This is a genomic window from Shimia aestuarii (assembly GCF_900114635.1).
Classification (GTDB): domain Bacteria; phylum Pseudomonadota; class Alphaproteobacteria; order Rhodobacterales; family Rhodobacteraceae; genus Shimia; species Shimia aestuarii.
On sequence record NZ_FOTQ01000011.1, the window covers coordinates 61,090 to 82,867 of the forward strand.

At 58.7% G+C, this 21,778-nt stretch carries 20 protein-coding genes and 1 pseudogene; 15 read left to right on the forward strand and 6 right to left on the reverse strand.

The annotated features are described in order from the left end of the window. Positions 1-7: 7 nt before the first annotated feature. The 9 genes from BMZ35_RS18605 to BMZ35_RS18645 are packed head-to-tail and all read left to right on the forward strand — an operon-like array spanning position 8 to position 9,711. A complete protein-coding gene (locus BMZ35_RS18605) occupies positions 8-1,153 on the forward strand; it encodes an NAD(P)/FAD-dependent oxidoreductase (RefSeq protein ID WP_093096347.1) in 1,146 nt (381 codons plus the stop codon). Then, complete coding sequence (locus BMZ35_RS18610; RefSeq protein WP_207503017.1) at positions 1,153-2,433, forward strand: TRAP transporter large permease; 1,281 nt, start codon at positions 1,153-1,155, stop codon at positions 2,431-2,433. Before BMZ35_RS18605 ends, BMZ35_RS18610 begins: the two co-directional genes overlap by 1 nt. Positions 2,434-2,477: 44 nt before the next feature. Beyond that, a complete protein-coding gene (locus tag BMZ35_RS18615) occupies positions 2,478-3,455 on the forward strand; it encodes a TRAP transporter substrate-binding protein (RefSeq protein WP_093096353.1) in 978 nt (325 codons plus the stop codon). A 5-nt stretch (positions 3,456-3,460) separates the two neighbouring features. Beyond that, positions 3,461-3,982, forward strand: a complete 522-nt coding sequence (locus BMZ35_RS18620; protein WP_093096356.1) for a TRAP transporter small permease — start codon at positions 3,461-3,463, stop codon at positions 3,980-3,982. After that, entirely contained in the window at positions 3,979-5,427 is a 1,449-nt protein-coding gene (locus tag BMZ35_RS18625) for a M81 family metallopeptidase (RefSeq protein ID WP_093096358.1), read from the forward strand. The genes BMZ35_RS18620 and BMZ35_RS18625 overlap by 4 nt, the downstream gene beginning before the upstream one ends. Before the next feature lie 16 nt (positions 5,428-5,443). Continuing rightward, positions 5,444-6,892 (forward strand): M81 family metallopeptidase, encoded by a 1,449-nt coding sequence (locus tag BMZ35_RS18630; protein ID WP_093096361.1) that lies wholly within the window; start codon positions 5,444-5,446, stop codon positions 6,890-6,892. A 10-nt stretch (positions 6,893-6,902) separates the two neighbouring features. Beyond that, on the forward strand, positions 6,903-7,289 hold the full coding sequence (locus tag BMZ35_RS18635) for a RidA family protein (protein ID WP_093096364.1): 387 nt from the start codon (positions 6,903-6,905) through the stop codon (positions 7,287-7,289). Positions 7,290-7,306: 17 nt separating this feature from the next. Then, the gene (locus BMZ35_RS18640; protein WP_093096367.1) at positions 7,307-8,803 is read left to right on the forward strand and encodes an amidohydrolase family protein; all 1,497 of its coding nucleotides are present in this window, start codon (positions 7,307-7,309) and stop codon (positions 8,801-8,803) included. After that, the gene (locus tag BMZ35_RS18645) at positions 8,800-9,711 is read left to right on the forward strand and encodes a CobW family GTP-binding protein (protein WP_093096370.1); all 912 of its coding nucleotides are present in this window, start codon (positions 8,800-8,802) and stop codon (positions 9,709-9,711) included. Before BMZ35_RS18640 ends, BMZ35_RS18645 begins: the two co-directional genes overlap by 4 nt. Positions 9,712-9,810: 99 nt before the next feature. Here BMZ35_RS18645 and BMZ35_RS18650 read toward each other — a convergent pair whose 3' ends face one another. The 6 genes and pseudogenes from BMZ35_RS18650 to pepD all read right to left on the reverse strand — a co-directional run bounded on the left by BMZ35_RS18650 (position 9,811) and on the right by pepD (position 14,964). Beyond that, positions 9,811-10,134 (reverse strand): enolase C-terminal domain-like protein, encoded by a 324-nt coding sequence (locus tag BMZ35_RS18650; RefSeq protein ID WP_093096373.1) that lies wholly within the window; start codon positions 10,132-10,134, stop codon positions 9,811-9,813. Between the two features lie 46 nt (positions 10,135-10,180). Continuing rightward, positions 10,181-10,354 (reverse strand): annotated as a pseudogene (locus tag BMZ35_RS18655) (Tn3 family transposase); the annotation flags it as partial. A 52-nt stretch (positions 10,355-10,406) separates the two neighbouring features. Further along, positions 10,407-11,117, reverse strand: a complete 711-nt coding sequence (locus BMZ35_RS18660) for an IS6 family transposase (protein WP_093096202.1) — start codon at positions 11,115-11,117, stop codon at positions 10,407-10,409. 9 nt (positions 11,118-11,126) lie between these two features. Then, positions 11,127-11,600 (reverse strand): arginine deiminase family protein, encoded by a 474-nt coding sequence (locus BMZ35_RS18665; protein WP_242654858.1) that lies wholly within the window; start codon positions 11,598-11,600, stop codon positions 11,127-11,129. Continuing rightward, positions 11,597-13,048 carry a YfcC family protein gene (locus BMZ35_RS18670; RefSeq protein ID WP_093096377.1) on the reverse strand — a complete coding sequence of 484 codons (1,452 nt, stop codon included), beginning with the start codon at positions 13,046-13,048 and terminating at the stop codon, positions 11,597-11,599. The genes BMZ35_RS18665 and BMZ35_RS18670 overlap by 4 nt, the downstream gene beginning before the upstream one ends. Before the next feature lie 458 nt (positions 13,049-13,506). After that, positions 13,507-14,964: a beta-Ala-His dipeptidase gene (gene pepD, locus BMZ35_RS18675; protein ID WP_131814402.1), complete on the reverse strand. Its 1,458-nt coding sequence runs from the start codon at positions 14,962-14,964 to the stop codon at positions 13,507-13,509. Between the two features lie 293 nt (positions 14,965-15,257). On the opposite strand from pepD, the gene BMZ35_RS18680 reads away from it, so the two are divergent. The 6 genes from BMZ35_RS18680 to BMZ35_RS18705 all read left to right on the forward strand — a co-directional run bounded on the left by BMZ35_RS18680 (position 15,258) and on the right by BMZ35_RS18705 (position 21,742). Beyond that, the gene (locus tag BMZ35_RS18680; protein WP_165610130.1) at positions 15,258-16,868 is read left to right on the forward strand and encodes an ABC transporter substrate-binding protein; all 1,611 of its coding nucleotides are present in this window, start codon (positions 15,258-15,260) and stop codon (positions 16,866-16,868) included. Positions 16,869-16,986: 118 nt separating this feature from the next. Continuing rightward, positions 16,987-18,024 carry an ABC transporter permease gene (locus BMZ35_RS18685; protein ID WP_093096389.1) on the forward strand — a complete coding sequence of 346 codons (1,038 nt, stop codon included), beginning with the start codon at positions 16,987-16,989 and terminating at the stop codon, positions 18,022-18,024. Then, on the forward strand, positions 18,017-18,886 hold the full coding sequence (locus BMZ35_RS18690) for an ABC transporter permease (protein ID WP_093096392.1): 870 nt from the start codon (positions 18,017-18,019) through the stop codon (positions 18,884-18,886). The genes BMZ35_RS18685 and BMZ35_RS18690 overlap by 8 nt, the downstream gene beginning before the upstream one ends. 62 nt (positions 18,887-18,948) lie before the next feature. Continuing rightward, entirely contained in the window at positions 18,949-19,725 is a 777-nt protein-coding gene (locus BMZ35_RS18695) for an ABC transporter ATP-binding protein (RefSeq protein ID WP_165610131.1), read from the forward strand. After that, complete coding sequence (locus BMZ35_RS18700) at positions 19,722-20,528, forward strand: ABC transporter ATP-binding protein (protein WP_093096400.1); 807 nt, start codon at positions 19,722-19,724, stop codon at positions 20,526-20,528. The genes BMZ35_RS18695 and BMZ35_RS18700 overlap by 4 nt, the downstream gene beginning before the upstream one ends. Positions 20,529-20,605: 77 nt before the next feature. Beyond that, positions 20,606-21,742: a DUF917 domain-containing protein gene (locus tag BMZ35_RS18705; protein WP_093096403.1), complete on the forward strand. Its 1,137-nt coding sequence runs from the start codon at positions 20,606-20,608 to the stop codon at positions 21,740-21,742. Positions 21,743-21,778 lie beyond the last annotated feature (36 nt).

The following is a 21,778-nucleotide window of genomic DNA, read 5'->3' on the forward strand; positions in this document are numbered from 1 at the left end:
GTCACTTTTGCCGGAAACAGCACAGACCTTTGAAGTCGCCGTGATTGGCGCGGGCATCGCAGGAGCCTCGGTCGCGGCTGAGCTTGCGGCGGCTGGTGCAAAGGTCGCACTGATCGAGCAAGAAAGCCAACCGGGATATCACACGACAGGGCGGTCTGCGGCGGTTTATTCGCCCATCTACGGACCGCAGCCCATCCGGGCGCTCACGCGGGCTTCACTGCAGTTTTTCGAAAACCCGCCAACCGGATTTTCCGAGCGCCCATTGCTGTATGGTATTGATGCGGCTTTTGTGGCGCGAGAAGATCAACTTGACCAGCTAGAGGCAATGGAGCGCGAGTTGTCGGATGCGCTAACCGTCAGCCGCATCTGTCAGTCGACGCTTTATGAGCGGCTGCCGCTGCTGCGTGCAGGCTATGCCGTCGCTGCCTTGTGGGACACAGGCACATCAGAAATCGATGTGGCGGCGCTGCATCAGGGTTATTTGCGGGTGTTCAAGGCAAATGGAGGAACAGTAAAAACACGTGCGCCTGTGATCGACTTGGCGCAGAGCGCGCAGGGCTGGCAGATCGCCATGCCGCAAGGTGCTGTCACCGCGCGAACGGTGGTGAACGCAGCGGGGGCCTGGGCCGATGAGGTTGGGCAGATGGCCGGAGCCGAACGCATTGGGCTGACCCCGAAACGCCGCACCGCGCTGATGGTGGACGCACCGCAAGGAATTGACATCAAATCACTGCCACTGACGATTGATGTCGCCGAAGAATTCTATCTGAAACCCGACGCAGGCAAGCTGCTGATTTCGCCGGCGAATGAAGATCCAGAGCCGCCCTGCGACGTGCAGCCCAATGAGATGGACATTGCAATCTGTGTGGACCGTATCGAGCGAGCCTTTAACGTGACGGTCAAGCGCGTTGAAAGCCCATGGGCGGGGCTGCGAAGTTTCGTGGCGGACAAATCGCCGGTGGCGGGATTTTCCCGGAAGGTCGAAGGATTTTATTGGCTGGCGGGGCAGGGTGGCTATGGCATCCAGTCTGCACCGGGCCTTGCACAATATGCTGCGGCCGAACTGATGGGGAAACTGGTTCCCGAACATATTATGGCAGAGCGGCTTGATCCGCAAACGATCCAACCGGGTCGAGAAGGGCTTGGCGTCTGATGTGGCTAGTTCCAATCATTCTAACTGTGCTTTTGGCCTCGGGTCTAGGTCTTGCCTATGTCGTTGGCGGCACTGCGGTTGTGTCTTTCATCCTGACCGACAACGAACGTTATCTGGCGATCCTGCCGCAAAAGGTTTTTTCGCAGATTAGCGTCTTTGCGCTGTTGTCGATGCCCTTGTTCATCCTCGCCGGCGAGTTGATGAACCGCGGTGGTGTGACCAAGGCGCTGATCGATTTTTCCATGGCTCTGGTCGGCCGTATTCGCGGCGGGCTGGGCCATGTGAACATCATGACATCCGTGTTCTTCGCAGGCATTTCTGGATCGGCCGTCGCTGATGCGGCTTCGCTGTCGAACACTCTTGTTCCGGCCATGGAAGAGCGCGGCTATACCAAACTTTATGCAGGTGCCATCACCGCCGCCTCGTCCATCATCGGGCCAATCGTGCCGCCGTCGATCATCCTGATCTTTTACGGTGCGATAATGCAGACCTCGGTTGCGGCGCTGTTTGTGGCGGGCATTCTACCGGGGCTGTTGCTCGCTTCGGCACTGTTCGTTCTGAACGCCTACTTCGCCATTCGCGACGATCACCCGCGCATTGAAAAAGGCGAAGCACCGGCAGTCTTGCCGGCATTGGGTCGCGCGCTGCCTGCGCTCTGTCTGCCTGTCATCATTGTCGGCGGAATTGTCTTTGGTTGGATGACGCCAACCGAAGCCGCCGCTGTGGCCGTGGTTGTGGCGGGCTTAGCGGCCTTTTTCTATGAAGGCCTAAACCGCGAGGCCGTATTTGAAAGCATCCGCCGCACCGCCATGCTGACCGGGTCAATTTTTATCGTGCTCAGCGCGATTGCTGCCTTTGGCCATCTGGCCTCTCTCGAGCGCATCCCGCAAGCGATATCGGCGCTGATCACCCAGTTGGGCCTTGGCCCTGTCGGCTTCATGCTGGCGATGAACCTGCTGTTCATTCTGGCGGGCATGTTCCTGGATATCCCAATGGCGCTGGCCCTGCTGGTGCCGCTGGTTGCTCCGGTAGCTTTGGCGCAGGGCGCTGATCCGGTGCACTTAGGCATCGTGATCTGTTTCAACCTAACCATTGGTCTGGTGTCGCCGCCGATGGGGGGGTGTCTGCTGATCGTATCGACGGTGACCGGGCTGAACTACTGGGCGCTTGCCCGCGCTGTGATCCCGTTTGTTTTCGTGGAAATTCTGGTGCTGGGGGTCCTGATCTTCGTGCCTGAGATTACCTTGTTTTTGCCCCGCGCAATGGGGCTGTGGAACTAAGTTCAACCGGTCCCAATGAGGGCCAAACAGAGGAGGAAATATCAATGTCATTCACCAGGTTTCTAGGGGCTGCAGGCGTATCTCTGGCACTTGCAATGGCCAGCCCAGTCACCGCGCAGACTGTAAAAATTGCTCTCGATTCCGCCAAGGATCTGGAAAATTCCGGCACTTACGTCTGGGCCCATGCATTCTCGGAATACCTGAACGCAAACGGCATGCCGGCCGAAGAGTATGAACGCGGTGCATTGGGGGCAGAAGCCGAAAAAATGGACCAGGTCCAGCAGGGTTTGCTGGAAGTTTCGATGTCCGACACTAAAGGTGTTGGCAAACTGGACGGCCACATCACCCCGATAACCTTGCCCTACCTTTTCCCTGACTGGGCCACCGTCGATCGCGGACTTTCAAATGGCATGTTGGAAAAAATCAACGCAGGCACGACAGAGCAGGGCGTAAGGGTTCTTGCGCTTGTCGCGCTCGGCTCTCCGGCTGGTATCTTCAACACCAAGAAAACGGTCAACTCGGCCGCCGACATGGCGGACCTGCGGATGCGTGCGCTAGATGACACCCAGATCGGTGTCTACAAGATGTGGGGCACAAACGGCACCATCGTGGCGTGGGACGAAGTCCCGAATGCGTTGCAAACCGGCATTGCAGATGGCTATATGAACCCGCCGATGGTGCCGCTGATGTTTGGCCATACCGGCTTCATCAAGTATTTCACCAACGCCAAGGTTGGTTTGAGCAGCCGGACCGCAATTGTCTCCGAGGACTGGTTCCAGGGTTTGTCAGCTGAGCAGCAGAAAACAGTGATGGATGCAGCGGCAGCCGCTACCGCGACAAACCGTGCTTGGCTGGAGACGCGTTCGGCAGAGCTCGACAAGCTGCGCGAAGCAGGGATTGAGGTGACCGAACTGACGCCCGAGGCCTGGGCCGAGTTCAAGGAGTTGAGCACCCCGTTGCACAACATGGTACCGCTGCCTGAGGGGGCACTTGCCGCTTGGCAAGCAGCGATCGGGGAATAACAACGATGCGCGCGGCGATAAACCTGCTTGACCGTATCTCGGCCTTTGCCGACCGCATCGCCCTTGTTGGGGCGGTGCTGGCGGTGACAGCGTTGGTGTTTTTGGCGGGTTGGCAGGCCGCCGCGCGTTATGTGCTGGATCAACCACCTTCCTGGACTGAGGAACTGGCCCGTTACACCATGGTCTGGGCGGGTCTTTTGGGGGCATCCTGCGCCTTTCGTGCCAATGCGGACCCCTCGCTGTTTCCTGCGGCGCGTGAGCGTACCGACGGAGTTGGCAGGGTATTTGCCGTGATCCGCTCGATTGGCGCATTGATCTTTGTCACGCCCATTCTGTGGTACAGCGTCTTTGGTCTGAACGGGCAGATGGGATCTGGCTATATTGCTCGTAATGCCAAACAATTGGCCGAGACCGTGGAGGTGCCTATGTCGGTCTTTGCCATGGCGGTTCCGATAGGCTTTTCACTGATCCTTCTGCATCTCGTTTCACACTTAGCGACCGCGCTGAGTGGGAAAGACGCGGCATGAAACTGCTGCTGGCGGGCCTGTTTAACGAGACCAACACGTTTTCCCCGATCCCCGTGGGGCGCAAGGCATTTGAGGACAAGCTTCTAACGCGCGCGCCAACGGCAGTTCCTGCGGTGCCCTGTACCATGCCCTTGCACATCTGGCGCAAATCGGCCGAGGCCAAGGGCTGGCAGGTGATAGATAGCATGGCGGCATGGGCACAACCTGCTGGAATGGTGTCGGGTGCGATATATGAGGAAATTCGCGACGCTGTTCTGGCGGACGTCGAACGTGAGCGGCCCGATGTTTTGATGTTGTCAATGCATGGTGCCATGGCTGCTGATGGCTATGACGATTGCGAAGGTGATCTGATGGCACGCGCAAGGGATATCCTCGGGCCGGATGCGATCATCTCGCTTGAGATTGATCCCCATTGTCATTTGACCCCGCAGATGTTGCAGGCGGCCAGTCTGATTGTGTGTTTCAAGGAATATCCGCACACTGACGTGCCGGACCGGGCACATGATTTGTTTGCCCTGACGGTTGATGCTGCCGAGGGGCGCACGCGCCCTGTGATGCGTGATTTCGATTGCCGTATGATTTCGATGTACCCGACGCAGAGTGCGGCGATGCGGGGTTTTGTCGATGATATGATGGCCGCCGAGGGCAAGGGCGGTATCCTGTCGCTTTCTCTGGCGCACGGCTTTCCTTACGGCGATACGGCGGTGACTGGTACCCGGATGTTGGCAATCGCTGACAAGGATGCCGACAAAGCCGCACAAGTGGCTCGGGATTTCGGCATGCGGCTGTGGAACAGCCGCGAAGAATTGCGCATACGTTGGCCCGACATTTCTACGGCGCTGGACCGTGCACAAGCAGCCACGACCTTTCCCGTGGTTCTGGCCGACACTGCCGATAACGCCGGCGGCGGCGCGCCGTCTGACAGCACATTCGTGCTGCGGGAGGTGCTCGCGCGAGGCATGAAGGATGTGGCCATGGCCGTCTACTGGGACCCTGTCCTGGTGACTATGTGCATGGATGCAGGCGTCGGCGCGCGCATGCGTGTCCGGCTGGGGGGCAAACGGTCCGCGGCATCGGGTGATGCCGTTGATCTGGACGTGACCGTGCGGGCCATTCGCGAAAACATGGTGCAGGATTTTGGTGTCGTGCCGTCGCCCTTTGGAACCGGTGTCTGGCTGGAGGCCGATGGCGTGCACCTGATCGTGAACAACAGCCGAACGCAGTGTCTGCACCCGTCGCTGTTCACCGATCTGGGAATTGATCTGGCGCAGATGAAAGCCGTGGTGGTGAAATCCTCGAACCACTTTTACGCGGGCTTTGCGCCTATCGCCTCAGAGGTGATCCATATCGCCAGCCCCGGAACGCTGACGGCGGATTTCGCCTCGATCCCCTATACCAAGCGCACGCCGAACTTCTGGCCGCGCGTTGAAAACCCTTTTGACTGACACAGGAGACCTTACAATGAAACTTCTGATCGCATGCCTCGCAACCGAGACCAACACATTCTCGCCCATGCCTACCGGGCGCAACGCTTTTGAAACCACGTTCGTTTCTCGCGAGGCGACAAACCTGCCCGCCAACCTTTTTACCGGGCCGTTGCATGAATGGAAGCGCATGGGGGAGGAGCGCGGCTGGAAGGTTGTCGAGAGCCTGTCGGCTGCGGCGCAGCCTGCCGGAACGACAGTGCGCGAGGTCTATGAGGCCTACCGGGACGAGATACTGGACGCCATCAAAGCCCATCAGCCGGATGTCCTGTTGATGTCGATGCATGGGGCGATGGTTGCCGATGGTTATGACGATTGCGAAGGCGACCTGATGGCCCGCGCCCGCGAAATCATGGGGCCAGACAAGGTCATCGGCTTGGAGCTTGATCCGCACAATCACATGACCGAAACAATGTTGAACAATGCGACGCTGATCATCAACTACAAGGAATACCCCCATGTCGATGCGCCCGACCGCGCCCGCGAGTTGTTCGTGATGGCGGCAGACGCGGCAGAAGGTAAAACCAACCCTGTGATGCGCGTGCATGATTGCCGGATGTTGACGCTCATCGAAACGATGAAAGAACCGGCTATGACCTTTGTGCAGGACATGAAGGACGCCGAGGGCAAGGATGGGGTTCTGTCCGTTTCGCTGACCCATGGCTTCCCTTGGGCAGATGTCGCTGATGTGGGGGCCAAGACGCTGGTCATTACCGATGGCGACGCAGACAAAGCAGCAAGCACTGCCAAGGCCTTTGCCGATAAGCTCTGGGACATCCGCGAGGGGCTGCGCATGGGCTATCCCGATATTTCAGAGGCGCTTGATATCGTAGAAGCGGCCAATCACAAGACCATCACATTGGCCGATATGGGCGACAATGCCGGTGGCGGCGCCCCTGCGGATTCAACCTTCTTCCTTCAGGAAATTTTAAAGCGCGGCATGACAGACGTGGCGCACGGCATCTTCTGGGATCCTGTGCTCGTCGCCATGTGTCAGGACGCTGGTGTCGGCGCGCGGATGAAGGTGCGTCTGGGCGGCAAGATATGTGCCGAATCCGGTGATACCGTCGATTTGGACGTCACTGTGCGCGCAATCCGCGAGGGCATGACCCAAAAACTTGGCGATGCGGACATGGCGATGGGCACCGGTGTCTGGCTGGATGCAGATGGCGTGCATCTGATCGTCTCGTCCGTGCGTACGCAGAACTTCGCACCTTCAGTCTATACCGATCTGGGCATCGACATCACCGAGATGAAGGCACTGATCCCCAAATCGACCAACCACTTCTACCAGAACTTCGAAAAGGTCAGCCCGCAGGTCATCCACGTCCGCTCCCCCGGAGCTGTAACGCCTGACATGACGATCATCCCGTTCACAAAGCGTGACGGAAATTTCTGGCCAAAGGTCGAAGACCCGTTCAACTAAAGGAAAGCCCATGACGGTCACTCGTATCGGAAAACCACCCGTTTTGCCCAATGGGGCCAAGGTTCCGCTGATTCCCGCCACCCGCGTTGGAGATCTGATTTTCTGCTCTGGGGCCCTTGGGGTAGATGCAACCTTCAAGGTGGTTGATGGTGGCGTTGGCCCCCAAACGCGCCAAGCGATTGCCAATCTTGAAGCGGCACTTGCAGAGGCGGGGGCTACCCTGGCAGATGTGGCTAAAACCACTGTCTGGTTGACCGATCTGGCCAATTTTGCAGAGTTCAATATAGCCTATGCGGAAGCGTTCGGAGCTGACCTTCCGGCCCGATCCACCGTGACCTCAGCACTCGCAATCCCGGGCGCATTGGTGGAGATCGAAGCCATCGCAGCAGCGAAATAACCTCCAAAGGAAAGCCGATGCAGCATGATCTGTTGATCCGCAACGGTCGCGTCATTGATCCCGAGACCGGTTTCGATGACATCTGCGATATCGCCGTTCGGCGCGACAAGATCGTGGCCGTCGGGCGGGATCTTGGCGAATCGGCCCGCGAGATTGATGCAACAGGGCTGATCGTGGCGCCGGGATTTATCGACATTCACGCCCACGGCCAATCGGTTGCCGCAGACCGGATGCAGGCTTTTGATGGAGTGACCACATCGCTGGAACTGGAGGTCGGCGCGCTGCCTGTGGCCGCGTGGTATGCGGCGCACGCGGATGTGCCGCGTGTTCTGAACTACGGCACCTCGGCGGCATGGATATTTGCCCGCAGGGCTGCCTTTGGGGGGTTCCTGCTAGACGGCGCGGCACATCCGATTGACCAGTTGGGCAAGGCAGCGGATGACAACAGTTGGTCGGTCGCGGCTGCGGGGGATGCGCAAACCAATGCCTTGGTTGGCCTGACCCGACAGGGACTTGAGGAGGGTGGCATCGGCATCGGTATTCCCAACGGATACGCTCCTGGCGCGGGCATTAAAGAGCTTACGCGCATCTGCGATCTGGCGGCCGAATTCAACTGCCCAACCTTCACCCACATCGCCTTTGCCAGCAATATCGATCCGCAAAGCTCGATCGAAAGCTACGTCCGGCTGATCGGTCTGGCTGGGGCCACGGGCGCGCACATGCATATCTGCCACATGAATTCGACCAGCTTGATGGATATTGAGCGGGTGGTCGAGCTGATCGTAAAAGCCCAACAGATGGGCCTGCCGGTGACCACCGAGGCCTATCCCTACGGCGCGGGGTCTACGGTTGTGGGGGCGGGTTTTTTTGCCGATCCAGAGTTCACCAGAAAGTCTGGCACCGATTATTCCACTATTGAACTGGTAAAGAACCACCACCGCTTTACGGGACGCGACGACCTTCTCAAAGCAAGCGAGGACAACCCCTCCGACCTTGTTGTCTGGCATTTTCTGGATGTTGAGGCGAACGATCACCACCGCAGGCTGCTGGATGCTTCGGTAACTTATCCCGGTGGGTCCATCGCATCGGACGCAATGCCTTGGATTGAGCCGGATGGAAGCATCTACGCGGGGATGGAATGGCCCTTGCCCGATCAGGCTCTGTCGCATCCGCGTTCCTCCGGCACTTTTACCCGCTTCTTGCGTGAATATGTGCGCGAGCGCGAAACCATGCCTCTGATCGAAGCCATTGCGAAATGCACGCTATACCCCGCGCGGGTCATTGAGGGGCGGGCACCGCAAATCGCACAAAAGGCGCGGCTCAGGGCAGGGTTTGACGCGGATATCGTCATTTTTGACCTCGAGCGCGTGACCGATCGCGCCACTTTCAAGAATATGAACCAGCCGTCAGAAGGGGTGGTTCATTTGTTGATCGCGGGGCAACCAGTGATCACGGATGGGGTGCTGGATACCTCTGCCAACCCGGGCCGTCCGATACGGGCCGCCATCACATGAGCGTTCCTATTCTGCTTGTGACCGGCTTTTTGGGTAGCGGAAAGACAACTTTTATCAATGGCTTACTGCACATAGAACACGGCAAACGCATTGCGGCGATCGTGAATGATTTCGGCGCAATCAACATTGACGAGGCCTTGCTGGAAAGTGCCACGGATGAGGTGATCGGGCTAAAGAACGGCTGCATCTGCTGTTCGCTTCAGGGCGATCTGTTGCGCACGCTGAAACAGGTTCTTGTTGGTGCTGCACCTGATTTGATTGTGATCGAAGCCAGCGGTGTCTCGGACCCGCAGGGCATCATCGACGCGGTGATGGATCCTGTTTTGTGGCCCGCCTTGCTGCTTGACAGCGTCATTTGCGTTGTGGATGTCCCCGACATGATCCTGACCGCTGAACGTGCTGCTGATCCGCTTTGGCTGGCGCAGGTAATGGCGGCGGATATCATTCAATTCAGCAAGGTTGATGGCCTTGCATCCAGTGACCTGTCCAAGGTGACCATGAGATTACGCGCCATGGGGAAATCTGGGTTTGTCGGTCTTGATGCTGACAACGGGTCACTCAGCGCGCTCTTGGGGTTCGGCCGCGCAGAGCCGCGCGGCGCCGGCAGGGCAACAGTTCAGAGCGCTGAGCGATTTGCCACGCTAGAGTGGCGTAGTGATGCGCCTATTCCGATGGCGGCCTTTCAAAATGCAATAGCATCGATTTCCCCAAAGGTGTTGCGGGCCAAAGGATTGGTTTCCTTCGTCGAAAAACCTTCAACGCAGCTTGTCTTTCAGCTTGTCGGCCAACGCGCAACTCTGGCCCCACACACCGAGGACGGCGTTGGCTGCGCATTGGTGTTCATCGGTGAGAAAAACCAGTTCGACCCCGAGACCACGCGCGCGGTTTTGGACGCGATGGTGCTGTAGGGTTCCCCGGCACGTGAAATAGCCAAACGCCCCACCTCGTGCAGCACATGGCCTCTCACAGTAACGTCGCAACCCCTTTGTTGCAGACCTCCGATGTCGTCAACTTAGTGTTGTAATCTTTTGCCGTTCGACCAGCTCGAGATCGATTTCATAGCCGAGCCCGGGTTTGGTGGGGGCGTGGACATATCCATCCGCGTCAATCTGAATTTCTTCGACCAACCCATGCCACCAGGCCTCATGCGGCAGCAGAACTTCCATGAAACTGGTGTTCGCAATTGCCATCTGGACATGCAGGTTGGCCACGTCATTAATCGAATTGCCGCCATGGTGAATTTCGAGCTTCATCGCAAAGGCTTCGGCAAGATGCGCAATCTTGAGCAGCGATGTAATGCCGCCTTTGAGCAAGACGTCACCGCGCAACATGGGGTCTGCTCCGGCTGAGTGCAAAATGACACCTTAAGGCTGGGTGCTATCGTTTTCTCCACCTGTATTCGCCTGTGAGCAGGATGTGCGCCCACCCGAGCGGCGAGATGTGCGCCAGAAGTTCTGGCGAACAGTCGAGGCCGGTGCCCTTTCGGGCTGCAACTGCGTGGCCAAGATGTTTGGTGTTCCAATAAATGATGACCGCGGCCAGCGGGTTCAGCGGCATTGCCAAGTTGTCTGATACTGGACACGATTAGCCTTAGGCAGTGTCGTCAGGCGTTCATTTCGCTTGCATATCCGTGCCACAGACTGAAAGCGTCGGATCTAGTCTGGCGGTAGGCGTTGGCTGACATTCGGTAGCGGCGGGGGCGGAAAACGACATTGATCTGGTCGTGGGCGACGAGGAACCTTTGCGCCTGGCGCGGGGATTTGAAACGCCCCATCAGCTTCTCGCGTTTCCGGGTCGGCCGATGTGAGCCTTCAATGAGGTTGTTTAATCCCTTGTGCGCCCGGTGGTCCGCATTTGGGGCGAGATCACGGATTGGCTTGATATAGCTGCGCAATTTGTCCGTAATCACAACGCGTGGATCACCGAAACGCGCCATCAGTCGCTTCACAAAACGCTTTGCCGCTTTGGCGTTTCGCTGCGGTTGGACGAGAATATCCAGAACGTCGCCGTTCGAGTCTACTGCCCGCCAGAGCCAGTATTTCAGGCCTCCGATCGGCACGACAACTTCGTCCAGGTGCCATTTGTCCGCCGCTGCCGGGCGGTCACGTCTGACACAATCTGCAAAGTGGGCGCCAAACCGGTTCACCCATTGCCTGACAGTTTCCCGACTGACGATCACTCCGCGTTCGGCCAGCAGGTCTTCAACATCCGCCGTGCTCAGGGCGAAGCGATGGTAGGCCCAAACCGCGTATGCGATGATCTCGCGCGGAAAACGGAAGCCTTTAAGACGCGGCATATCGGATGGTATTTTCATCCCTGTCACCTAGGCGAAAAAGAGAACGCGAACAACTTGGCAATGCCAGTCGGCAGGCTCCAGCATGGGGGCCAGCACACCCTTGTCCGGGATCGGAAGTTCGGCCCTGCTCATCCCGCCGATCAGGATGGTCGACAGCAGATCGGCGTCGACTTCCATCAGGTGGGCCATGAGGTCATCGGCCAGACCCACGCCCACGGTATTGTCACTGATCCGCGCCTCCAGCAGCCAGCGGCGGGCCTCCATGTCTCTGAGCGTTTCCATCAGCAACTGGCGCAGGAACACCACCTCGACCCCGCGATTGCGCATGGCATCGGTAAACGTCATGTGGTCAATCCGCGCCTGTTTGACCCACATCACGTCATCGAACAGCAGCTCGGCGCAGTTGGCGGGCGTCAGTCGCGCCATGGCGGCCCCTGGCTTGTGAACGAGGACGCGGCGCAGCTTGCCCGCTTCGGAATGGACGCCGTAGGAAATGGTCATGTGGGGGATCCTTGCAAAAGTACGCCAAGGCTGAGGGCGGCCATGACAATGATCGTGAGGCCCAAGAGCACCGGCCAGACGAAGCGTAGCCAGCGTTCATAGGGCACCCGCCCGATGGCGAGGCCACCCATGACAACCGCAGAGGTGGGTGTGACCAGATTGACCACGCCTTCTGCCGACTGGAACGCGGTCACCACGAGGCTGCGAGATACTCCGGCGAAATCGCCCACGGGGGCAAGGATCGGCATCGACAGGACGGCAAGGCCCGAGGTCGAGGGCACGAAGAAGGACAGGACGACCTGAATCCAGTACATCACGTTGATGAAGACGACCTCATTGAGGCCCGCGACGGTGCCTTCGGCCCTGTGCAGGATCGTGTCGGTGATGTGGCCCGCGTCCATGATCACGACGATGCCACGCGCCAGCCCGATGATCAGCGCCACGCCCAAAAGGTCGCGTGCGCCGCCGACGAAGGCGTCGACCAATCCCTTTTCGCCCAACCGTCCAATGATCCCTATGGCGATACCGGCGAAGAGGAACAGCCCGCTCATTTCGGCCATCCACCAGCCGCCCAAGGACACGCCCCAGATCATCACTGCAAAGGTCGCGCCGAAGAGAAGCAGGACGATCTTGTGCAAACCCGTAAAGTCGCTCGCCGCGGCCTCGGTCGCGCTCAGGAAATGCGTTTCGTTCTCGGCCTTTCTGTCAAAGACCAGCGACCGCGACGGATCGGCCTTGACCCGGGCGGCGTAGCGCATGACGTAAGCGACGGCTGCGGCGAAGGTGAGCGCCAACAGAACCAGCCGCAGCATTAGCCCCTCCGTGAACGGTACGCCGGCGGCGTCCGACGCGATCACGGTCGAAAAGGCGTTCACGGTCGAGCCGAGCACGCCCACCCCGGCGCCCAGCAGGATCACCGCCACGGCGGTCAGCGCGTCATAGCCAGCCGCGATCATCACCGGCGTCAGGATGACGTAAAAGGCCAGCGTTTCCTCGGCCATGCCATAGGTCGAGCCGCCCGCCGCAAAGAGTGCCATGAGGATCGGGATCATCCACTTTTCCCGCCCTTCGAGCCGTGCCATCGCCCGCTTGATGCCCGCATCAATGGCTCCAGTGGCCGTCACCACACCGATGAAACCGCCGATCATCAGGACGAACAACGCAACGTCGATGGCATTGGCAGAGTAGCTTCCCGGATCGTAGAAGCCTGCGATGGGAGCGAGGATGACGTCGAAGAAGCCTTGCGGATTGGCGTCGGTGGACGCGTAGGTTCCCGCCACCGGAACTTCCTTGCCAAGCGCCTCGGACGTCACGCGCTCGTACTGACCGGCCGGGATCACCCATGTCAGTCCTGCAATGATGACGATCAGCGTGAAAAGAATGGTATAGGCAGACGGGAAGTGGAAACGGGTGGCGGTTTCGGGTTTGGGCGCTGTGGGGGTTGCCATTGGGTGTCCTTTGCCAGCAAGGGCCGCGATTTGGTGCGCGACTGTTGCAGCAAGGCTAGACGAGGATGGCAGATGGCGGACTGACGGAGGTTAGTGGGGATGTTTAAGGCTGAGGAGTCCGCAGTGCGGGACAAAGCCGACCTTAGGATTTCGATCTTCGCTTGCGCAGCATCCGTTTGCAGTTGCGGCACGATTACATTCGCGATGCAGCATGTGTCGCCGAACCAGTCATTCGTTGGCGTCACTATGACCTGAAACGGGACCGTACTGTCGCTGCATTCATATCCAACAGTTGAGACGCGGACAAAACCGCTGGTCGCGTCAATCCCGCTCAGGCTGAAGCCTTTCCACATTCTTGCGCTCGCCCTCTGCTCCATCGGTGACAGCGGCGCGGGCTCGTTGAAAGACACTCCCATTGGGCAACGTCATATCTGCAAGACCTCTAAGACAAATACACGCTATCGAGATAGGATCTCAACAAGCAAGTCCCAGAACCGCTGGATCGACGCACATTCGGCGCGCTCTCGTGTTGTGTGCGCGTTTTCAATTCGCGGGCCAATCGAAATCGCGTCTAGATCCGGGTATTGCGCAAGGATCGTGGCGCATTCAAGCCCCGCGTGGATCGTCGCAACTTCTGGCGACCGGCCGAATAGGGCCTCATAGGCATCCTTGGTGTGATCCAGCAGTGGGGAAGTCTGGCGTGGAGACCAGGCTGGGTGAGGTGGGGAAAGCTCGGCCGAAGCGCCGAGCCCTTGCCACGCACGCTGAATTACATCACGTAAGACAGCAACGCCTTCAGGCAGTACCATGCGCCCGAGGATTTCAGCACTCAATTGCCCGTTGTCAAAACCGATCCGGCCAAGATTGATGGATGTATTTGGGCGTTTGTTAGGGGCAATTTCCAGCACGCCAAAAGGATGCCCGATAATCGTGTCGAGCAGTGAAATCGTAGTATCCGGATTGAGGCTCAGGATCGGCTTGGTTCTAGCCATGGGCTGGACGGTCAACGCCGCGTCAGCCCCTAAATGGGCGACCTTGTTTGACAGGAGCACGGTATCCGCCGCCCGGCCCTCACCGGACGGGGTTGCAATTACAGCCTTGGCGGCAACGGGGATCGCGTTGCGCCCGGTTCCACCTTCCAGGGAAACAAGGCGCGTCTTCCGGCGAGGCCAGGTATCTGCCAGGATACGCGCCAGCTCGATGATCGCATTCGGGCGTCCCTTGTCGATATCGAGCCCACTGTGGCCGCCTGCCAATCCTTCGAGCCGCACCTCGATGAGTTCGACGCCTTGATCTTCAGGCAGGGTTTGGACGGCAGCGGACAGGTCGTGACACACAATGCCGGGCAGGCCACCCGAAGAGCCGCTGATGATCTCTCGGTCATCCTCGGAATCAAGATTGATCAGGCGAGATCCGCGCAACCAATTCGGTGGCAGGGCCTTGGCCCCATGCAACCCGGTTTCTTCCTCGACAGTAAAAAGCGCCTCGATGGGCCCGTGCGAAATGTCTTGAGACGCCAAGACCGACAACATCGCGGCGACGCCCAAACCGTTATCCGCTCCAAGGCTCGTGCCGCGAGCGAGGAGCCAACCGTCTTTGATAACGGGGTGAATGGCGTCCACATCGGGGCGAAAACCCGGAGAATCGGAAACAGATACCATATCGACATGGGCTTGCAGGATTGTTGTCAGGCCTTGCGCCGAACCTGCGCTTGCGGGCTTTCTGACCAGGAGATTGCCGTAGTCGTCGGTCTCGTGGTCCAACCCCCACTTGGCCACACAATCGGAAATCGCGGCAATGATCGCGGCTTCGCTTCCCGATGGGCGTCGATAGGCCGAAACGAAACCGAACCAGTCAAAGACCGGACACTTTTCAGCGGCTTGTCGCATTTCTGCGTCTTCGGCGGAATTGGGCATGTCGGATTCCACATTGTTAGTGTTCCCCAAGCTAGTGAAAAGCCGGTCAGGGGACGGGATAGTTTTTCCGGTCTGCGGGTAGGTTGGCCCAATTTTCGCCCAAAACCCCGGCTCAGTTCGGGCTAGTGGCCTGCCCGGCGCGGCGCCAATGGGTAGTAAGCTGATTGAGAGGGTAGTCTACCCGATAGAAGTCCCCCAGAATCGGTACTTCAGCGTTTTATGCTGCCATCGCCACACATCCGCGTTCCCGCTGCACGCCTTCGCGGGAAAACATGAACAACAGGGAGAAGAAAATGAAGATCATTGGAAGCGCCGCACGCACCGCCTATATGCTTGGAGTCAGCGCCCTTTGTCTGGGCGGCGTCCTTTCGACAACGGTCACGCCGGCATTCGCAAATGAAGATCGCTACGTCCGGATCGACGAAAAGCCATCTGGCGAAATTGACCCGCACAAGGCCCGCGATTTCGCGGATTCGATCCTGATCGAGAACCTCTATGATACCCTTGTCGTACCGGCGGGCGGTTCGTCCGTAGGCCCGCATCTGGCAACCGGCTGGACAACTGACGGCAACAGCGTCGTATTTGAACTGCGCGACGATGTGACCTTCCATACCGGCAACAAGATGACTGCCGCCGACGTTGTGTATTCATTCAACCGCATGCGCGACATGGGACTAGGCCGCTCGTTCGTGCTGGGCTCTCAGATTGGAGAGGCAGTTGCCGAAGGGGACTACACCGTCCGTTTCACGATGAACGAACCCTTCGCCCCGTTCCTTGCTGCGATGTCGCAAGTGCCAATCGTTGATTCGGCCCTCGTCGAACAACATGTCACGAATGGCGATTTCGCTTCTGAATGGCTGTCAGAGAATGACGCCGGCAGCGGCGCCTATCAGCTTGTTTCCCATAAGCCGCAGGAAGAAACGGTCATGGAGCGATTCGACGGCTACTTCCTCGGCGTACCCGAGCAAGCCCCCGACGGGATGCGCTTCCGCTACGGTCTGGCGGCGCCAACCGTTCGGACCCTGCTGGAAACCGCGGGCCATGACATTTCTTCGCCCTGGCTGCCGCCTGAAGTTCTGGTCGAACTTTCGCAAGGCGAAAACACCAAGATTCTGGCGGTCCCAGCGACGACGCAGATGTTCTTCAAGCTCAACACTCAGCGCGCACCCCTGGACGATGTCCACTGCCGCCGGGCGCTCAGCTATGCACTGGACTACGAAGCCGTTCGCAGCGTCATGAAGGTTGCCGAAGGCATCAATGCCGCTTCGCCGAGTAACGGACCGATCCCGAAGGGCCTGATGGGTAACGATCCGAGCGTCGCGGATTTCGGGCAGGATCTCGAGCGCGCCAAGGAAGAACTGGCCCAGTGCAAGTATGCACCCGCAGACTACACGCTCGAGGTGGCCTGGATTTCCGGTATCGCGTTCGAAGAGCGGTTCGCGTTGCTGATGCAGGCGAATTTCGGGCAGCTTGGCTTTAACGTCGAGATCGTGTCCACGCCCTGGGCCAAGTTCGCAGAACTTGTCACCGATCCCGCCGTGAACCCGCATGTGAACCAGGTCATGGCGTCTCCGGTCACTCCGGACACGGATTCGCTGCTGTACAATTCCTATCACTCGTCGCGGGCCGGGACTTGGCAATCGGCCGAATGGCTGGACGATGCCGAGGTTGACCGGATGCTCGATGAGGCGCGCGGCGCGTCCGATCCTGCTGTGCGTGAGCAAATCTATCGCGACCTGAGCGCCAGGATTGTCGAGCTTGCTCCCACGATCTTCCCGTACAACCTGATGACCGTGTTCGGGGCGAACAACCGGATTAGCGCGCCCAGGCTGGAAGACCCGGCACAGACGCTGCCGGCAATCAGCTCAAACTTCGCTGTGCGCAAGATGGTACTGCGCGACTAAGAAACGAGGGTCCCGTCCCATTCCTCCCAAGGGATGGGGCCCTTTTTCCCAATGGGCAAATTGACAAGACCAATAGCTGAGAAGGATTATCTTTTTGCGAAATTCGGCCCTGCAATCGATGATGTCGCGGATATACGCCTCGCAGCTGACGCAACGCCTAGTACAGTCGGTCTTTGTTCTGTTTGGCGTTTCCGCTCTGATCTTTTTCATTGCGCGCGTCATTCCCGGCGATCCTGCACGTCTTGCACTGGGCCCGAACGCGTCCCCCGAGCAGGTCGCGTCACTTCGGGAACAACTGAACCTGGATGAGCCTGCGCTGACCCAGTATTTCCTGTTTCTGCGTGACCTGTTTCACGGGGACCTCGGGATTTCGCTCTATTCCGGTCGCCCGGTTGTGCGGGATATCCTTGAACAATTGCCGGCCACGGTCGAATTGGTGCTGTTTTCCGCGGTTATCATGATCGTGGCAGGTGTAGTGATCGGGGCAGTTGCCACCCGTTATCAGAACCGCGCCGCCGACTATATCATCCGCGTCCTTTCGCTGGCCGGCATTGTCGTGCCGTCGTTCGTCTGGGCGATTGTGCTGATGCTGATCCTGGCTTTCTGGCTGGATCTTCTGCCTATCGCCGGGCGCCTGTCGCAAGGGATGGAGCCCCCCAGGCATATCACCGGCCTTTACACGGTCGATGCCCTGCTGACCGGGAATATCCCCGTTTTTTTCGATGCAATCTATCATATAGCGCTACCTGCCTTTGCGCTTTCAATCGCAAGCATAAGCCAGGAATCACGCCTGATGCGTGCGAGCCTTGTCGAGACGATGAGCGCCCCGTTCATCGAGACGGCGCGCGCCTATGGGCGCACCGAATCCTGGATAATCCGGAAATGGGCCATGCGCCCGGCACTGGTTCCGGCGCTTACGGTTGTCGGTCTGGATATCGCATCGAAAATCGGCAACGCGTTTCTGATCGAGGCTGTTTTCGCATGGCCCGGCATCGCCCGCTACGGCGTGGAGGTAATCCTCTTCAAGGATCTCAATGCAATTATCGGGACCGTCCTTGTCATCAGCCTCGCCTTTATCCTGATCAACATCATCGTCGATTTCCTCGTGGGCCTCGTCTATCCGAAGATCCGGCTGCAGGGAGCGACCGATGTCTAGCCAAGTCAAGGTTTTCCGAGCAATGCCGCAATCCTTTACAGCCGGGGTGTTTCGTAACCCCCTGTTCCTGAGCGGCTTCGTTATCGCAACGATCGTTGTCCTGGTGGCGGTTTTTGCACCTTTCGTGGCGCCGTATCCCGAACATGCCGGCCCGTTTGTCGATTTCGGAAATGTCCGGACTCCGCCGAGCGCACAGCACTGGCTCGGCACCGACCTTGTCGGGCGCGATGTGCTTTCGCGGGTGATTTTCGGGTTTCGCCAATCGTTGTTGATGGCGGTCGTCGTGCTGGGGCTTTCTGTGCCTTTCGGGGTCACCCTGGGAATCGTTGCGGCGTATTTCCGCGGCTTTACCGAAATCGCGATCATGCGGGTGACGGACGTGTTCCTGTCTATCCCCTCGCTGGTCCTGGCCATGGCGGTGCTCGGGGTTCTGCCGCCCAGCATGCTAAACGCGATGCTTGCGGTCTCGGTCACATGGTGGCCGTGGTTCACCCGGCTCGCCTACAATGTTGCCAGGGCCGTTGTCTCCGAAGACTTCATCACCGCATCCAAGGTTGTTGGCGCGTCGCACTCGGCGATCCTCATCCGCGATGTTTTTCCCAACTGCTTGCCGACCATCCTGACGAAAATGGCCAATGATGTCGGCTTCATCATCCTTGTCGCTTCCTCGCTGAGCTTCCTCGGGCTGGGGCTCAAGCCGCCAACACCTGACCTGGGTTCGATGGTCGCGAGTGGCGCCAACCTCCTGCCGGGTTCGTGGTGGCTGACCCTCGGACCAGCCATGGCGATCGTCGTTGCCGTCATGGGATTTGCCCTGATGGGGGACGGGCTGCGCGACGAATTAGACAAGGCGAAGAAATAATGGCTGAGAATCAGATCCTTTCGCTGACCGGCTTCTCGCTGCATTACGGGCCTTTTCAGGCATTGCACGATATCAGCTTTTCCATCGGAAAAGGTGAAATCGTCGCGCTGGTTGGGGAATCCGGGTCCGGCAAGTCGACCATTGGCCGTGCAATCAACGGAATTGCGCAGCTGTCCAGGAAAGTCCGGGTCAGCGGTGAAATCAATTTCGATGGTCGTGACATGACGATGTTTTCGGACAAGGATTTCCGGAATATTCGTGGCCGGCGCATGGCTATGGTCTTTCAGGATCCAACTTCGGCGCTTAACCCCACCTTCACGATTGGCAAGCATTTCGCAATGTTGACGCCGAATGTTCCGCGAGAGGCGGTCAGCGGTCTGCTCAGGGAAGTGCTGATCGAAGATCCGACCCGGGTTATTTCCTCATACCCGTTTCAGCTTTCAGGCGGGTTGAACCAAAGGGTGACCATAGCGCTTGCATTGTCTGGCGAGCCGGATCTCTTGATTGCCGACGAACCTGGCACCGCCCTCGATGTTACGGTTCAGGCCCGGACGCTAGACCTGATGCAGAAACTGGTGCGCGACCGCGGAACCTCTGTCCTGCTGATTTCCCACAATCTCGGCGTTGTTCGCCAGATCGCTGACAAGGTCCTGGTCTTGCGCAAGGGCAGGATCGTTGAAGGCGGCCCGGTGAAATCGGTATTCTCGAACCCGCGCCATCCCTACACGCAAGCTCTTTTTGCGGCGATTCCGTCCATTAGCCGAAAGGATCCGGCAAGCGAAACAAGTCTGGGCGATCTTGAAGATGAAGCCTGCTATTTGCACGGAGATGCCGGATGAACACGCCAAGGCTCGAAGTAAGGGCAGTCTCGAAGACCTTCACGGTCAAGCTCCACAAGATTCATGCGTTGAAAGACGTTTCACTGGACCTGCGCAAGGGGGAATGCCACGCGGTGGTCGGGGAATCCGGATCCGGCAAATCGACCCTGGGCAAGGTCATCCTTGGGTTGCTCAGCCCGGACGAGGGGATGGTTCTCTTCGATGGAAAGCCTGTCCCAACCCGGCGCACCCTGCCGATGAAACGGAGTATTCAGCTCGTTCAGCAGAACCCACTCTCGACCCTCAATCCAAAACGCACAGTCAGCGCGAGCGTTATCCAAGCCTTGAAAATTCATCACCCCGATCTGAATCGCGCTGAGATCCTCGTGCGGTTCGAGGAGGTGATGGGTGAAGTGCGAATGCCGATGGACCTCGCCGATCGCTACCCGAGTGAATTGTCCGGCGGTCAGCGTCAACGGATCGCCATCGCCCGTGCGCTTGCCTGCGATCCAGAGATCATCGTGCTTGACGAGCCCACCTCCGCACTCGACGTGTTGGTTCAGGACCAACTCTTGCGTCTCTTGTCCGAGCTGAGGCAGCGCAAGCAGCTGAGCTATGTGTTCATTACCCATGACCTGGGTGTCGTGCGTCAATTGGCGGATCGGGTCAGCGTTTTTCAGCGCGGCGAGATCGTCGAAACCGCGCCGACGCAAGACCTGTTTGACAACCCTCAAACCGCCTATTGCCGCGAGCTGCTGTCCTCCGTCCCCGTGGTCAGCGAAGAAGACCTCAAGTTCATTTCAAACCTGCACGCCAAAACCTGATCTGAGATTCCAGACCCCTGGTCTTTTCCCGTAGTCCCCAATGCTCCTCTAACAATCACCCGAATGGAAGACGACGAATGACACAACCGAATGTAACGCTGACCAGAACAGATAGTGAGGATCTTGCGCGCGGTGCTTGCGTTCTGGGTGTTGGAGGTGGTGGGCTGCCCGCTCTTGGACTTGAGCTTTTATATGAAGATCTGACCGTCGGCCGCACTTTGAACCTCATCCAGGTGGCTGACATCGCCGATGACGCAATGACATGTTGCGCATGGGGCATGGGATCGATCGCGCCAAAGGATGCCGCCGAGCGGGAGCGGCAATTGACCGATCTCGGCGTTCCGCCCGACCGAACTGCGCGCCACATGGCACGAGCCATCCGTGAGCTTGAGGCCGTGACGGGCAGGAATGTCGACGTGCTGATTCCGTTCGAGCCCGGAGGGCGGGTCATGCCCTCGGTGCTTTCAGCTGCCAGCGAGCTTGGCATCGCCATGTCGGATGGCGATTATTCGGGTCGGGCAGTGCCGGAACTCAACCAGATAATACCGAGCATCGCCGGCCATTCCCCTTGCCCGGCGGTTGCTGCGGACCAGTATGGCAACGTCTCGTGCCTACTGAACTCAGTGTCCAACCCGATGGCGGAACGGATCGGCAAGCATCTCGCGATGGCTGCCTTCGGATCGGTTGCGATGGCCGGATTCCTTTTGACAGGCCGGGAGGCGCGAGAGTTGATCGTGGCTGGCACTGTCAGCCGGGCGATTTCGGTTGGGAGAGCTATCCGGGAGGCCAGGAAAAGCTCCCATGATCCGGTCGTCGCTGCCGCCCGCGCCGTGGATGGAGAAATCGTCTTCAGCGGCCAGCTCTGCCGCAGGGATTGGACGGACGATAACGGCTACATGTACGGGACTATGTTTCTGCGAGATGGAGCAGGCAAGGAAATGTCGATCTGGTTCAAGAACGAAAACCACATCGCGAACCTGGACGGGACAACGATTGCGACCAGCCCTGACCTAATATCGGTCGTGGACGGGGATACGGGCGAGCCCTACACGAATGCGCACCCGGAAATGAAAGATGGGCGGCATCTGGCGGTCATTGTCTCATCCGCCCCGGAACGGCTCACAAAGGCCGACGCGCTGAAATTCCACAGCCCGCGCTGGTATGGGCACGATATCGAATACGCACCGTTCGAGTTTAAGAAAGTATCGCAATGACCTATTCGAAGGAAACCGAACTGCTTCACCGGCCGA